This window comes from Haloarchaeobius ordinarius (genome assembly GCF_051801355.1).
GTDB lineage: Archaea > Halobacteriota > Halobacteria > Halobacteriales > Natrialbaceae > Haloarchaeobius.
Genome location: NZ_CP196560.1, coordinates 1,925,631 through 1,939,949, shown reverse-complemented (window position 1 = coordinate 1,939,949; position 14,319 = coordinate 1,925,631). Strand labels below are relative to the sequence as shown.

At 66.5% G+C, this 14,319-nt stretch carries 16 protein-coding genes; 6 read left to right on the top strand and 10 right to left on the bottom strand.

From position 1 onward, the window contains the following. Positions 1-62: 62 nt before the first annotated feature. From ACSC1R_RS10075 to ACSC1R_RS10055, 5 genes are all read right to left on the bottom strand, one after another. Entirely contained in the window at positions 63-641 is a 579-nt protein-coding gene (locus ACSC1R_RS10075; protein WP_439025613.1) for a DUF7110 family protein, read from the bottom strand. Between the two features lie 120 nt (positions 642-761). After that, positions 762-1,103 (bottom strand): glutaredoxin family protein, encoded by a 342-nt coding sequence (locus ACSC1R_RS10070; protein WP_439025612.1) that lies wholly within the window; start codon positions 1,101-1,103, stop codon positions 762-764. Between the two features lie 62 nt (positions 1,104-1,165). Beyond that, positions 1,166-2,374: an outer membrane protein assembly factor BamB family protein gene (locus ACSC1R_RS10065; protein WP_439025611.1), complete on the bottom strand. Its 1,209-nt coding sequence runs from the start codon at positions 2,372-2,374 to the stop codon at positions 1,166-1,168. A 106-nt stretch (positions 2,375-2,480) separates the two neighbouring features. Continuing rightward, the gene (gfcR, locus tag ACSC1R_RS10060; protein ID WP_439025610.1) at positions 2,481-3,125 is read right to left on the bottom strand and encodes a transcriptional regulator GfcR; all 645 of its coding nucleotides are present in this window, start codon (positions 3,123-3,125) and stop codon (positions 2,481-2,483) included. Next, complete coding sequence (locus tag ACSC1R_RS10055) at positions 3,122-4,189, bottom strand: glucose 1-dehydrogenase (protein WP_439025609.1); 1,068 nt, start codon at positions 4,187-4,189, stop codon at positions 3,122-3,124. The genes gfcR and ACSC1R_RS10055 overlap by 4 nt, the downstream gene beginning before the upstream one ends. Before the next feature lie 204 nt (positions 4,190-4,393). Between ACSC1R_RS10055 and ACSC1R_RS10050 the strand changes: the two genes are divergently transcribed. The 4 genes from ACSC1R_RS10050 (at position 4,394) to ACSC1R_RS10035 (ending at position 7,825) form a co-directional block, all read left to right on the top strand. Continuing rightward, the gene (locus tag ACSC1R_RS10050; protein ID WP_439025608.1) at positions 4,394-5,638 is read left to right on the top strand and encodes an HAD family hydrolase; all 1,245 of its coding nucleotides are present in this window, start codon (positions 4,394-4,396) and stop codon (positions 5,636-5,638) included. A 67-nt stretch (positions 5,639-5,705) separates the two neighbouring features. Continuing rightward, positions 5,706-6,356 (top strand): TVP38/TMEM64 family protein, encoded by a 651-nt coding sequence (locus ACSC1R_RS10045; RefSeq protein ID WP_439025607.1) that lies wholly within the window; start codon positions 5,706-5,708, stop codon positions 6,354-6,356. A gap of 27 nt (positions 6,357-6,383) precedes the next feature. Then, positions 6,384-7,298 (top strand): dihydrodipicolinate synthase family protein, encoded by a 915-nt coding sequence (locus ACSC1R_RS10040; protein WP_439025606.1) that lies wholly within the window; start codon positions 6,384-6,386, stop codon positions 7,296-7,298. Positions 7,299-7,573: 275 nt separating this feature from the next. Next, a complete protein-coding gene (locus ACSC1R_RS10035; protein ID WP_439025605.1) occupies positions 7,574-7,825 on the top strand; it encodes a hypothetical protein in 252 nt (83 codons plus the stop codon). Between the two features lie 27 nt (positions 7,826-7,852). Here the strand turns inward: ACSC1R_RS10035 and ACSC1R_RS10030 are convergent, their stop codons facing one another. Next, complete coding sequence (locus ACSC1R_RS10030; protein ID WP_439025604.1) at positions 7,853-8,821, bottom strand: sugar phosphate nucleotidyltransferase; 969 nt, start codon at positions 8,819-8,821, stop codon at positions 7,853-7,855. A gap of 397 nt (positions 8,822-9,218) precedes the next feature. Here ACSC1R_RS10030 and ACSC1R_RS10025 point away from each other — a divergent pair, with 397 nt between their 5' ends. Further along, positions 9,219-9,509, top strand: a complete 291-nt coding sequence (locus tag ACSC1R_RS10025) for a transcriptional regulator (protein WP_439025603.1) — start codon at positions 9,219-9,221, stop codon at positions 9,507-9,509. 22 nt (positions 9,510-9,531) lie between these two features. Here ACSC1R_RS10025 and ACSC1R_RS10020 read toward each other — a convergent pair whose 3' ends face one another. Then, entirely contained in the window at positions 9,532-9,951 is a 420-nt protein-coding gene (locus tag ACSC1R_RS10020; RefSeq protein ID WP_439025602.1) for a Rieske (2Fe-2S) protein, read from the bottom strand. A 92-nt stretch (positions 9,952-10,043) separates the two neighbouring features. On the opposite strand from ACSC1R_RS10020, the gene ACSC1R_RS10015 reads away from it, so the two are divergent. Then, entirely contained in the window at positions 10,044-11,099 is a 1,056-nt protein-coding gene (locus tag ACSC1R_RS10015) for a saccharopine dehydrogenase family protein (RefSeq protein ID WP_439025601.1), read from the top strand. A 121-nt stretch (positions 11,100-11,220) separates the two neighbouring features. Here the strand turns inward: ACSC1R_RS10015 and ACSC1R_RS10010 are convergent, their stop codons facing one another. From ACSC1R_RS10010 to pabB, 3 genes are read right to left on the bottom strand one after another with little or no spacing between them, the layout of a single operon-like run. After that, a complete protein-coding gene (locus ACSC1R_RS10010) occupies positions 11,221-12,171 on the bottom strand; it encodes an aminotransferase class IV (RefSeq protein ID WP_439025600.1) in 951 nt (316 codons plus the stop codon). After that, on the bottom strand, positions 12,156-12,779 hold the full coding sequence (locus tag ACSC1R_RS10005; protein ID WP_439025599.1) for an anthranilate synthase component II: 624 nt from the start codon (positions 12,777-12,779) through the stop codon (positions 12,156-12,158). The genes ACSC1R_RS10010 and ACSC1R_RS10005 overlap by 16 nt, the downstream gene beginning before the upstream one ends. After that, entirely contained in the window at positions 12,772-14,286 is a 1,515-nt protein-coding gene (gene pabB, locus ACSC1R_RS10000; protein WP_439025598.1) for an aminodeoxychorismate synthase, component I, read from the bottom strand. Before pabB ends, ACSC1R_RS10005 begins: the two co-directional genes overlap by 8 nt. Positions 14,287-14,319: the final 33 nt, after the last annotated feature.

Below are 14,319 nucleotides of genomic sequence, written 5' to 3'. Positions count from 1 at the left end.
CGCGCTCTCTGGGAAAATGCCGTTGGGGCGACAAGTTGTCGCACAGAGAGCCAGCCGTGTCGTTAGCTGATGAACTTGTTGTCGCGCCAGTTCACGCCGTTGCTCGCTGCCTTGCTCTCGTTGCGACCTTCGACGACCTCGATGGTCGCGGGTCGGTCCTCACCGTCGACGATGCGCGTCGCCTCGAGTTCGCCGTCGAGTGCCGTGATGGCCGTCAAGGTGCCCTTCTCTGCTTCTCGCGCGATGTCACAGAGGACCTTGAACATCTCGTACTGGAGCAGAGAGTTCTGGAGCACCGTCTCGCGGTCGCCCTTGAACGCGGCGAACTCCACGAGTTCGGACGGAATCTCCTCTTCTTCCTCCTCACCCCAGCGCGGACCCCGTCGCTCGTCTGGGTCCTCCTCGTACACCCGGTTCTCGGTGACGCTGGCTTTCAGCTGGGCCGTCGGGGTGTACTTGCTCAGGCTGTTGTCCGATGCGATAGCCTTGAGAATCAGGGTGTTGTTACGTCGGGTCAGGTCGACGGATTCGATGCCGTCGGGCATTTCTGGGTCGCTGTTCAGGAAGTCCCGAACTGTCTCGAGCGGTAGTTCCAGTGTGGAATGCAACCGGAATACTTGGCCGGAGTTTTCTGCTGACATAGTGAAGGGGGGTATCACGGCGCCGTCGAATAGCCAACCGCTTGCCTGTACGTAGGGGCGTAGAGTTTAAATGACCTGCTGTTTATTTCAATCGGGAACGAGAAAAACTGCGGTTTCGTCTCAGACGGTTAGCGTTTCTTCCAGTTCTCCCCGCTCTTCGAGTTCCGCGAGGACGTCGCTCCCCCCGACGAACTCGCCGTTCACGTACGTCTGCGGGATGGTCTCCCAGCCCGAGTGCTCGGAGAGTGCGGCCCGGAACTCGTCGAGCGACCGGAGCACGTCGACGGTCTCGTAGTCGTCGCGGTACTGGCGGATGAGGCCGAGTGCCCGGTCGGAGTAGCCACACTGGGGCATCACCTCGGTGCCTTTCATGAACAGCACGACCTCGTTGTTCTCGATGGCCTCGCGCACGGTCTCGTCGACTTCGTCCTGAGGAAGACTCTGGTTGGGGTCGAACGTCATACACCGGGGTACGAAACCGGCGCGGAAAGAAGTTGCGTCGCACGCGTCGGGAGGGACCCGGCTCAGACTGGCCGGAGCGCCCGCACGGTGTCGGCCTGCGTCGTGAACAGCATGTCGTCGGCCACGACCACGGCAGCGTCGGGACCAACGCTCGATGCGGTCCACCGCGTGGTTCCGTCCGCAGGGTCGAGGCAGCGAAGGCCGTCTCTGGTCGTGACCAGAATCGCCTCGCCCGCGACCACGGGCCGACCCGAGAGCGCCGCTCCCAGGTCAGCAGTCCACGCCACCGTGCCGTCGGTCTTCGACAGCGCGAAGACCTGGCTCGTTTCGTTATTCGAGGTGTAGAACACGTGCTCTGTACCCGCGCTCAGTCCCCCTGCGCCGCCTGCGGGCGGGACATCGCTCTGTCGCCACCCGTCCCCGTCGTCGCGGACGGGAGTCGCCCGGACCCCGCCGAAGAACCCGTCGACGGCGAACACCGTCCCATCCCGATAGCACTGCTCGGCCGGGAAGTCGGCTCCGGAACGGGGGTCCTCTCCCAGCAGGTCACCGGTGTCCGCGGCGAGTCGCCAGAACCGACTATCGGACGTCCCGCTGGAGACGAACACGGCGTCTTCGCCCGCGAGCATAGTCGGCTCCCAGGGGTCTGTGACTGCAGTTCGCCAGCGTTCGCTCCCGTCCGCGAGGGCCAGTGCGACGACCGTTGGCGACGTGCGCTCGAGCCAGTACACGCCGTGAGAGGCGACCAGCATCGCGGCCCGGTCGGGGGTGTCGACGCGCCACTGTTCCGTACCGTCACCGGCGACGAGCACGACGATGGCGCCCGACGTGGGAACGAACAGCTGTCCCTGGTACAGCCATGGTGTCCCGACCGCGGAGCCGACCGACTGCTCCCAGCGGGCATCCCCCGTTCGCGCATCGAGTGCGCGTACTACTCCATCGTCTCCCCCGGCGTAGAGCACTCCGTCCGCGAGAACCGGGCTGGAGAGAGACGCCGGAAGCGTGGTCCGCCAGAGTTCCGCGACCGGCGTGGTCGGCCCCGTCGCATCGGGCGCGGAGTTGCTTCGGCCAGAGTCGGCGGCGGGCATCGGCCAGGAACTCGCTATCTGTTCCGGTGTCTCGGGTCCACCGGTGGTCGTCGGTTGTTCGGACGTCGTTGCCGCCGTGGGCTTCGTCGTGGCCCCGTCACCGGTGCTGTCGCTCACACACCCGGCGAGCGCAAGCGACCCGAGGCTCGCGAGGAGGGACCGGCGGGAGTGTTCCGGGGACATGGCACGCACTACCTGACAGTTCTACAAGTGCGTTCTGCCGGGGAGAACAGCGTACTGGAGGGTTTATCCGGGAGTCGACCGGAGAGAGGCAGTTCTCGACGACCGCTCAGTCGTCGCTGCCGACGGTGATGACCTGCAACAGCGAGTAGACCGGGACGCCCTCGACCTCGTCCAGTCCCTGCTTGTCCACGAGGACGCAGGCGGCGACCGGGTTGCCACCCTGCTCGCGGATGGCCTCGATTGTCTCGGTCATCGTCGTCCCGCTCGTGATGGTGTCGTCGACCACGTAGCAGTCACGACCGCGAATCTGGGCGAAGTTCCGGGAGAACGACCCACCGAGGTCTTCGAGGTCACCCTCGTCCCACTGGTGCTTGCGCGGCGCGTACGACGCGAGGTCGGTGTCGAGGTCGCGTGCGATGTGGGTCGCGATGGGTGCGCCCGCTTTCTCGATGCCGATGGTGAGGTCGACCTCCTCGCCCTGCTTGACGAGCAGGTCGGCCATCGCGGAGGTGACGGCTTCGAGGCGGAAGCTGTCTCGGCCGATGGCGGACCAGTCCACGTGGATGTCGTGGGGGCCGCCCGTGGCGGCCGTCTCCGCCGTGTTCGACTGCGAGGGTGAGCTACCCGAGCGCTCGACCAGCCAGGAGGCGGTCTCACGCGAGACGTTCAGTTCGTCTGCGATTTCACCCTTCGACAGGCCACGGTCTGCGAGCTCGGCGGCACTCTCGATGAGGTCGTCGACGTTCTTCATATACGGTCGAATTCGATGGCCGTTTTTATAGTGCTATCGTCGTCCGCAAAGGCCGCGTCGAGGTCGTCGAGTCCGTACACACCGGTGACGAGGTCGTCGAAGAACCACTCGGGGAGGTCCTGTAGCCGGTCGACGGCGGCCTCGAAGTGGCCGACGTGGGAGTTGACGCTGCCGACGAGCGCCTTGTTGTGGAGGACGAACTCGCGGTGGAGGCGGCCGCCGTCGACCTCGAACTCCCAGTCGGTGGGGACGCCGAGCAGCGCGCCGACGCCGTTGGGCGCGAGCGCCTCGATGGTCTCGAAGGCGTGGGGCGCGTACCCGGTCGCCTCGTAGACGAAGTCCATCGGTTCGTGGGCGGCCGGGACCGAGGAAACCGGCGTCTCGCGCGAGTCGACGTACGTGCCGCCGAGCTTCTCGATGATGTCGATGGTCGGGTCCGGCCGGTCGCGACGACCGAGACAGTAGTTCCGCTCGAAGGTGTCGCTCGTTTCGAGCATGGCGAGCGTGAGCAGGCCGAGACTCCCGTTGCCGAGGACCATCGCCGACTCGGGGTTCCACTCGAACGCGCTCCGCGAGGCGAACGCGTGCTCGAACGCCTTCTCGGAGATGCTGACCGGCTCGACGAGGAAGCCGAGGTCGGCCATCTCACGCGGCAGTGAGACGAGGGACGCCGCCGGGCTGGTGAAGTACTCACTCATGAACCCGTGTGCGCCGACGATGCCACGCTCGAAGTACTGTCCGTCGGGGGCCATGTCCGGCTCGCCCCGCTCGAAGTACTCGTTCGTGCCATTGGGCGCGCGCCGCACCGTCGGCACGACGACGTCACCGACCTCGAAATCGGTGCCGTTGGGGTCTTCGACCACGCCGACGGCCTCGTGCCCGATGACGAGGTGGTCCTCGCCGGCCGGGAAGCCGCCGTGGCCGCCGTTGAGAACTTCGTGGTCCGTCCCGTCGATACCGACCCGCAGTGTCCGGAGGAGGGCTTCGCCTGGTCCCGGTTCGGGCCGCGGTTTCTCTATCACGACGGGGTCGGTCTCGCCCCGTCGAACTGCGACTGCTTGCATATGCTCTCCAAGGACCCCCACCGACAAAAGATTTATTCTCTTGCGAGTAAACATCTAGAACGACGGTGGATGCCACCTGGCCCGCGATTCGGCGGGTGCCCCCAACACACCACCCAACCGCGCACAGCAGGTGACTGCAGCCACATCACATCCCGTGCCAGCATCCACCGTTTTATCCGTGCCCTTCGAACCGGACTGTTAGCCATGGAACGATACGACCTACTCTACCAGCTGTACGACGATTTCGACACCGCGACCTTGCGCGACTATCAGGAGTTCGTCGACGTGTTTCCCCCGGTGGACTCGCGCGTCGCACTCTCCCACTGGCAGGACGCGAGCGACGAACTCGAGACCCGAAAGGCCGAGGTTCGCGAGGCGTTCGCCGCCGGTGAGACCTTCGCCGAAGTCGCCGCGCGCGCCACCCGCGACCAGGCGTTCACCGCCCTCGACCTCTACTCGAAGTACGGGCGCGCGGTGAACGTCCTCGTGCTCGACGTGGACGAGACGTTGCGCTCGGCCGGCAACACCGACAACGAGATTCCCCGGGAGACCCTGCACCTGCTCACCGAGTTCCACGAGGACGGGGTCCCCATCGTCATCTGTACCGGCCAGACCCTGGAGAACGTCAAGGGCTTCATGATACAGGGGCTCGGGAGCGAAGTCGTCCACTCCGGTGACCTGAGCATCGTCTACGAGGCCGGCAACGGCGTGTTCACGCCAGGACACGGCGCGGACACCAAGCAGTTGCTGTACGAGGACCTCGACGACTCGGTGCGTGACGTGTTCGACGACGTGCGCGCCCGCGTCCTCACGGACGCCCCCGAGAGCATCCGCCACGGCTGTCACCTGCAGGGCAACGAGTTCAACGTCACTCTCAAGCCGAACTTCGAGACCGGCAGCAAGCGCGCCCGAGAGATAATCGACGAGGCGCTGGTCTACCAGCTCGACCTCGTGGGCGAGGCCGTGGCGCGTGCGACCGACACAGACCCCGAGGCGGCGGCCGACTGGTCCCGCCGGTACTACGGGAAGGCCGACCCCGAGATTCGCGGCGTCCTCGAACGCGAGGGCGGCTTCCCCGACGTGGACCTCGACGCGATGCCAGACGCGGTCCGGGACACCTTCGAGCGCATCGACGTGGCCTACTACGAGGCCGACGCGGCCGAGGTCACCAGCCTCGAACTCGACAAGGTCGCCGGCGTCGAGGCCGCCCTCGACGTACTCGGCGTCGAGGACCCCTTCGCGCTCGTGATGGGCGACTCGAAGTCCGACCTGCGGGTGATGCGCTGGGCCGCCGAGACCGATTCGGGCATCGGCGCGGCCCCGGAGCACGCCTCCAGCGACGTGCTCGACTTCGTCCTCTCGACCGACGAACTCGTCTTCGACCGCGGGAAGTCGGCCGAGATGCTCCGGACCGTCTACGCACTGAACCGCCTCGCTGGCCTGTCGTAAGGTCGCCAGGCTCGCTCCTCGCTCCGTCTCGCAACCGTCAAGTGGGGCCTGCCCTTCGATTCGAGGCATGCAGGCGTCCCGCCGGACGGCCCTCGTCCTCCTCGCGCTGGTCAGCGCCGCGCTCGTCGGGCGAACCCTCCTCGAAGGCGACGTCTCCGGGCTGGTCGCGGCCGTCGAGAACGACTACGTCTTCCTCCTCGCGCTGGTCGTCGCCTACCTCATCAGGCCGTTCCTCGCGCTCCCGGTGAGCCTGTTCTCGCTGATAATCCTGCTCCGCTTTGGCTGGCTCGGCTTCCCCATCGCTATCGTCGGGACCGTCTTCACCTCCCTGCCACCGTACCTGCTCGCGCGGCGTTACGACGGCGATTCGGTCATCATCGGGCGGTTCCGGAAGTTCGGAAGCGACGCGTTCGACGCCACTGGCGGCCTGCGGGGGATGATCGCCATCCGGCTCACGCCCACCCCGGCGGACGTCGTCTCCTACGGGGCGGGCCTCTCGAACGTCCCGGTGGGCTCGTTCGTATTCGGGACGGCCATCGGTATCACCCCGTGGGTCCTGATGTACATGGTCATCGCCCAGTCCGCACGCGCCGCGACCGGCACGGCACCCGTCGACCTTCGACTGCTGGCGGTCTTCGCCGTCCTCGCGGTCGTGCTGGTCGCCCGCCCGCTCGCGAAGACGGTCCGCAGTCGCTGGAACGAGCACAGCAACAATTAACTCGGTTCCGTGTAATTAGTTAGCCACATGGTCAGCCACGCACCCACACCCGGCAGCGACGACCCCCTCGACATCCACGGCGTCGTCCCGCCGACGGTCACGGTATTCGACGAGGACGAATCGGTCGACTACGAACAGACGGCGGCCCACGCGGAGTACGTCGTCGACGGCGGCGCACACGGCGTGTTCCCGCTCGGGACCAACGGCGAGGGGCCGATGCTCGGCGGCGAGGAGAGCGACCGGGCCATCGAGGCCGTCGTCGACGCGGTCGGCGGCGAGGTCCCCGTCATCGCCGGCGTCGGCGCACCCAGCACCCACCAGACGGTCCGCCGGGCCGAAGCCGCCGACCAGGCCGGTGCCGACGGCCTGGTCGTCGTCACGCCGTACTACTTCCCGCTCGACCACGACGCCGCACTCCGGCACTACCGCCGCGTTTGCGAGGCGACTGACCTCCCGGTGTACGTCTACCACATCCCCTCGAAGACCGGCAACAGCCTCTCGCTGGACACCGTGGACGAACTCGCCCGAATCGACAACATCGCTGGCATCAAGGACTCCAGCAAGAACGTCCCGTGGCTCGGGCAGGCCATCGACGCCAACCCCGAACTGACCTTCCTCTCCGGGTCGGACTCCTTGCTGTTCCCCGGCCTCGAAATCGGCTGCACCGGGATGGTCTCCGCCGTCGCCAACGTGTTCCCCGAAATCGTGGTCGACCTCTACGACGCCTACGACGAGGGCGACGAAGCCCGCGCCCGCGAACTCCAGAGTCACGTCTACGACATCCGCGACGCCCTCAAGCGCGGCCCGTACATGGCCGGCGTGAAGACCGCCCTCACCCTGAAAGGCTTCGACGCGGGCGACCTGCGCGACCCCCTCACCACGATGGACGCCGAAGACACCGCCGCGCTCGAAGCGGACCTCGAAGAACTCGGCCTGCTGTAAGGCGGTCCCATACCCGGCCCACCTCATCGCCTCGATTCCCTTTCTTTCTCTCTGGCGCGCGCCGACGAGCGTGCTGAGTCGCGTGGCACGAAGTGTCGCGGTCTCCACCCCACTCGGCACGAGTGAACCGCTCGCCGCCACCACGGCCAGTCGTCCCCTGCTCGCCGCCACCAACACCATCTCTCCACAGAACAGCCATCCCAAACCCTCACCCACCGCCCGGCACGTCACGCCGGACCCAAACAGTCAATCCGACTCGCACAGACTCCCACCACATGAGCGACCTCATCGGCCACCTCCTCTCGTTCCGCAAGGCCATCGCGGTCATCGCCGGCTCCGGACTGCTGTTGTTGCTTCTCCTCTCGACGCTCGCCCTGAACGAGACCGGCACGCTCGTCGTCTACCTGCTGGTCGGGGCCGTCGTCGTTCTCGGCAGTGTCACCGCTATCTACCTGCGCATCGTCGCGAAAGAGAGTGCCGACGTGCGCGACCCACCCCCGGAGTGGGAGCGCGACCGCGGCGAGTGAACCGACGGGTTCTGAGAAGACGGCAGTTCAGTGCCCGTTCGTGATGTGGGTGTGCGCACCGATGAGTGCGCCCGCGAGGTCGAGATTGTCGAGGTGCGTGTTCTCGTCGATGATAGAGTCACGGATGTCCGAGTCCTCGATGGTCGCGTTCGGGAAGATGACCGACCCATCGACGTGACTGTCGACGAGTTCGGCACCGGCCATCACGTGGACGTTCTCACCGAGAGTCGTCCCGTCGAGTTCGGCCGACTCCGCGACGTAGTTCTCGCCGCCGAGGTACCACGCGACCGCGTCGAGGTAGGACTCCGGTGTCCCGATGTCGAACCACGCGCCCTCGAAGGTGAAGGCGTACGTCGGTTCACGGTTCTGGAGCCACTGGATGAACCAGCCCGGTTCGTCTGGATTGTTGTCCCCCGCGAGGTACTCCTCCAGTAGCCCGACGGTGTCCCGGGTGAAGGCGTAGCAGGCGATGGAGACGAGCGTACTCTTGGGGTCGTCGGGCTTCTCCTGGAAGTCGACGATCTGCTCGCCGTCGAGTTCGACGAGACCGTAGGACTTCGCGAGTTCCTTCGACCCGACGTCGTAGGCGGCGATACACGGCGAATCCTTCGCCTGGAAGAAGTCGACGAACTCGGAGACGTCGAAACTGATGAGGTTGTCACCGGCGATGACGAGGAGGTCCTCGTCGACGCCCTCGCGCTCGACGAGCTGGGCGAGTGCACCGATGACCCCGAACTTCTCGTCCTCCTCCGAGGTGTCTTCGATGGAGAGTGTCGGCTTCTCGAAGTCGGCCTGTTCGAGGTGCGTCTCGAACTCGGGTGCGAACTTCTCGTTCGTGCTCACGAACACCTCGTCGATGCGGTCGTCGCCTTCCAGTTCGGCGAAGATCTGGTCGATAACTGTCGAATCACCGACGGGCAGGAACATCTTCGGTCGATGTTTGGTGATGGGCCATAGACGGGTCGCGTACCCTCCGGCGAGAACGACGGCTTTCATACTCGCGCGTTCTGTTCGCGGTACTAAGGTCTTTGTCTTTTATGTCGGCCAGATACGGAGAGTCCCGTCCTCGCGGCCCACACCGAGTTCCAGTCGTTCGCCGCTTGGGGCGGCCAGATTCGTCGCAATTCGAGCACAGGTGCGCCGACGCCACCCCGCCTCGACATCCTCGTTCATCAAATTTCCGATACATTCCACAGAGTTGGCGACGGTCCGGGGTCGGCACGGCGACTTCGGAAGCGTCCGGGGAACCGCTGGGTCCGCCCAGACAGCCCGCCAGCCCGCTCACCGGTCCCACAGCACTCCCGACGCCCGCCAGGTACGTCCGCCGTCGCATCCTCGACTCCTACCCACGGTGGGAACAAGAGATTTACCTGCGTGGGTCCGACTCACGCCCATGCGCCAGGCCGACGAAACCACCCGCCAGCGCATCACCGACAGACTACGCGAGGGCGCGTCGACCCCCAGCGCGCTCGCCACGGAGTTCGACGTGACAGCAGGCACCGCGCTCCGTCACGTCGAACACATCTCCCGGTCGCTCGACAACGCCGAGGAGGAGTTGCTCGTGGCACCGCCAGAATGTCGGGAATGCGGGTTCACGGACTTCGACGACCTCCTGAACCGTCCCTCACGCTGCCCGGAGTGCAAGAGCGAATCGCTCGAAGAACCGGCGTTCGTGGTAGAGTAATCCACCGACAGCTGCCGGGCTCTCAGGGCCCGTCGAACCCGATTCGCCCACCGGAAGAGCGGTCGATATCGCTGGCCTGTCCGACGTGGTCGAACCGGTAGTCGTCGTCGGTCAGGTACACCTCGCCATCCTCGACCGTCACGTCGACCGGTTCGAGCACCGCACCCTCGCAGGGACCGAACGTGCAAACGCCGTCGTCCTTGCGGAAGGTCGCTGCGTGTCTCGTACACACCAGTTCGTCGTCCCGGACCGTCCCGCCGGAACCCTTGTCGAGCCGAACGTCCGTCCAGTGCTGACAGTAGTTCAGGTAGGCTTCCACCGTCCCGTCGCCGAGTTTCGTGAGGACGACCTCGCGCTCGTCGAACCCCTCCATCACGGTGAACAGGAAGGTCCCGTCTTCGGGCACCTCTGCGACCGTCGTCACGCGACTCTCCGCATCCATGCAATTGCGGTAACGCGCGAACCGATTTGAACGCCACGGTCGTGGCAGCGGGTTCACGCATCCTTATGTCCGCGGCGTGAGGCGTGTCACCTATGCGCGACCCACTCATCTACGGCTCCTACGGCTACACCGGGCGGCTGATCGCCCAGCAGGCCACCGTCGACGGCCTCGACCCGATTCTCGCCGGGCGAACCGCCGAGTCGGTCCACGAACAGGCCGAAGAACTGGGCTGTCGGGCTCGCGTCTTCGAGGCGAAGAACGCCCAGACCGTCAGGGACTACCTCGAAGGCGTCGAAGTGGTGCTGAACTGCGCCGGGCCGTTCGCCCACACCGCCGACCCCATCGTCGACGGCTGCATCCAGACCGGCACGCACTATCTCGACATCACCGGCGAGTGGCGGGTGTTCCGCGACATCGCCACGCGCGACGACGAGGCGACCGCGGCGGGCGTCATGCTCCTCCCGGGCGTCGGCTTCGACGTGGTCCCCTCGGACTGCCTCGCCGCGCACCTCCACGACCGCCTCCCGAGCGCGTCGTCCCTCTCGCTCGCTCTCGGTGGCCTCGGCGGGATGTCCCGCGGGACCGCGCTGACGATGGTCGAGAACCTCGCTTCGGGTGGTGTGGTTCGGGAAGACGGCGAGCTCGTCCAGGTCCCGCAGGCGTACGAAGACCGCGAAATCGAGTTCAGTTACGGCGAGCGCAGCGCGATGACCATCCCCTGGGGCGACGTCTACACGGCTTACCATTCGACCGGTGTCCCCAACATCAAGGTGTACTCCGAAACCCACCCGAAGACCATCGGTCGCCTCCGGAAGCTCCGGAAGCTCACCCCGGTTCTGGGCACCGCTCCGGTCCAGAAACTCCTGAAGTTGCTCGTGAACTGGCGCGTGGACGGCCCCGACGAGGAACAACTCCGCGAGGGTCGCGGCGAGATATGGGGCGAGGCCACCGACGGGGACCGGCGGGTCGTCTCCCGACTGGAGACGCCCAACGGGTACGCGCTGACCCGTGACACCGCCCTCCTCATCGCGAAACGCGCACTGGATGGCGACGTCGAACTCGGCTACCAGACACCCTCGACCGCCTACGGCAAGGACCTCGTCCTCGAAATCGACGGCGTCGAGCGCGTCGACGTGGGCGGGACGTGAACCCCAGCGGGAATTCAAGTAGAAAGCCGCGGCCAGGGTCGGCGTGCACTGACCCGCCACGCGCCGGTCCGCGGTTGCGCGACGCTCCCGTGCGTGGTCTCGAACTCGCGTCGCCTGTTCGCTATTCCATCGACGACTCGTCGGCCGACTCCGTCGACGATGGCTCGCTGACCGACTCCGCCGTCTCCGACGAGTCCGGTTCCAGTCGCTCTCCGCTGTAGTGACGACGCTCGACGAGCGTGTCGAACGTGCTCCGGAGCAGGTCGGTGACGGGGCCGCCACCCACGTCGAGTCCGTCGACCGTCGCCACCGGCCGAATCTCCCACGTCGAGTTCGTCAGGAACGCCTCGTCGGCAGTCCGCACGTCCTCCAGCGCGTACCGGTCCTCCCACACCGGAATCCCCTCTTCGTCGGCGAGTTCGAGCACGACCTTCCGGGTGATACCAGGCAGGAGCGGTAGCTCCGCGCTCGGGGTATGCAGGCCGTGCTCGTTCACGAAGAAGAGGTTGCTCGTCGCCCCTTCACAGACGTTGCCCTCCTGGTCGCGGAGGATGGCCTCGTCGGCTCCCGCCACGAGTTCGTTCCGCGCGAGGATGCCATTCAGGTAGTTGTGGGTCTTCGCATGGGGCGGGAGCGCGTTGGCCGGCGGCTTTCGCGTTTTCGTCGTCTGGAGCACGGCCGGACCGTCCCAGACCGGCTCGCTTCCGTTCCCGCCTCTGGGCAGAGGTTTCACGACGACGACGACCGTCGGGTCGACTTCCGGCTGCGGGGCGAGTGTCCCCGGCTGGATGCCGCGCGTCACGGAGAGTTTGACGTACGCCTCGGTCAGGTCGTTCGCCGCGAGCGTCTCGTCGATGCGACGCCGAAGCTCGTCGTCCGAGAACCCGTGGTCGAAGCCGAGCGTGTCGCAGGAGCGGCGCAACCGGGTGGCGTGTGCGTCCCACTCGAACACGTCGCCGCCGTAGGCGCGCATCGTCTCGAACGCCGCGTCGCCGTACTGGAACCCCCGGTCGCGGACGCTGACGCTCGCGTCTTCGGCCGGGACGAGGTCGCCGTCTACGTGGTATCGCATTGGTCGATGAAGGTCGCCACGAGTCGCTTGCCGACGCGGAGCGACAGGTGCGCGCCGGCTTCTGGTTCGCTCACGTCGCCCGTGAGGATGCTCTCGGGGTGGAACTGCACGCCGACGTGTGGCTTCTCGCGGTGGCGGACTGCCATCAACACGTCGCGCTCGTCGTCGGTCGCAGCGGTCTCGACCAGCGACCCGGGCAGGTCGTCGCGCTCGACCGCCAGCGAGTGGTATCGCCCGACGCGAATTCGCTCCGGTACCGCCGAGAAGATGCCCTCACCGTCGTGAGTGATGACCGACGGCTTCCCGTGGACGACGTCGGGGGCGTGAACGACCGGCGCACCGTTGGCCGCACACAGCGCCTGATGGCCCAGACAGACCCCCAGTGTCGGATAGTCGAGGTCGCGGAACACCGGAATGGAGACACCTGCCTCGGCGGGCGTCCCGGGGCCCGGTGAGACGACGATACCGTCCGGGTCGAGTTCTTCGATACCCGCCACGTCGATGGCGTCGTTCCGCCGGACGACCACGCTGTCCGCCAGCTCGCCGACGTACTGGACGAGGTTGTAGACGAACGAGTCGTAGTTGTCCACGACGAGTATCTCAGTCATCGTCTGCCCCCTGGACTGTCAACCCTGCACGGTCACCCAGTGCCTCGTCGACCGCCGTGACGAGCGCACGAGCCTTGTCGAGCGTCTCCTCGTACTCGCGTTCTGGAACCGAATCGTGGACGATTCCCGCGCCGACGCGGAGGTGATACTCGTCTCCGGTCCGAACGAGCGTCCGAATCACGATGTTGAGCGTCGCGCGGTCGTCGAACCCGAACAGTCCCATGCTCCCGGTGTACGGGCCGCGTCGGGTCGCTTCGAGTTCGTCGATTATCTCCATCGTCCGCGGCTTCGGCGCGCCGGTTATCGTGCCGCCGGGGAACACCGCGGCGATGGCGTCGGCGAGCGTCGCCTCGTCCCGGAGGTCACCGGTGACGTTCGAGACGAGGTGCATCACCTCCGAGTATCGGTCGACCCGCCGGTACTCGGATACCTCGACGGTGCCGAACGCACAGACTTTCCCGAGGTCGTTGCGTTCGAGGTCGACCAGCATCGCGTGTTCGGCGCGCTCTTTCTCGTCACTGGTCAGGTCAGCCGCGAGGTCGTCGTCTTCCTCCGGTGTGTGTCCCCGGGGCCGCGTTCCAGCGATGGGCTCGGTTCGCACCGCGTCGCCATCGCGGTCGAGCAGGAGTTCCGGGCTGGCGCTGACGAGGTCGACACCCGGGAACTCGAACAGGCCGGAGTACGGTGCCGGGTTCACCGTCCGGAGCGCATCGTAGGCCGCGACCGGGTGCACGGCCGCCGGGGCGACCAGTCGCTGGGAGACGTTCGCCTGGAACGTGTCGCCGGCGTGAACGTACTCCTTCACGCGGCGGACCCGGTCGGCGTACGCCTCGCGACCGCAGTCGCTTTCGAAAGTGGCGTCGTCCTGTTCGACAGGCGGAGTACAGACAGCGCGGTCACCCGTCGTCGCGCGGTTCGCAAGGTCGAGTGCGTGGTCCCGGCCACGGTCGTAAACCTCGTCGACGTCGTCGTCCTCGTCGATGGTCGGACAGGCCGTGATTCGGAGTGTCGTCTCGTCTTCCCGTGGTTCTTCCCACGCGGCGATGCGGTCGTACACCCCGACCTGCAGATGTGGGAGGTGCCTGTCGTCGACCGCCGATTCGGGCAGAGATTCGAGTTCGCGGGCGACGTCGTACGAGAGCCAGCCGATGGCCCCACAGGGATACGGAACGGTACAGTCACCGCGGACGAGCGTCTCGTCGTCGAGGAGTCCTTGCAATGCAGCGAGCGTCGGCGACGGTGCCGTGTCAGGGCCTGTCGACCGTCGTTCGGCCTCGGCCGAGACGGTCATCGCGTCGATGGGGTCGACCGCGAAGTAGCCCCAGCCGGGCTGGCCGCCGGTAGTCTCCACGTAAGCGTTCCACTCGTCGCCGCGGGCCCGCTGATAGGCATCGAACGGGTCGTCGACGCGTACCCGGACCTCGACCGGGACGCGTGCCCCCGGCGGAGCGTCCGCCGCCGTCGAGGCGAACGCTCGACGGCTGGTCACGACGCGGGGGTCGGTCATGTCCGGAGGATAGAGAACTGGACGTAACCGTGT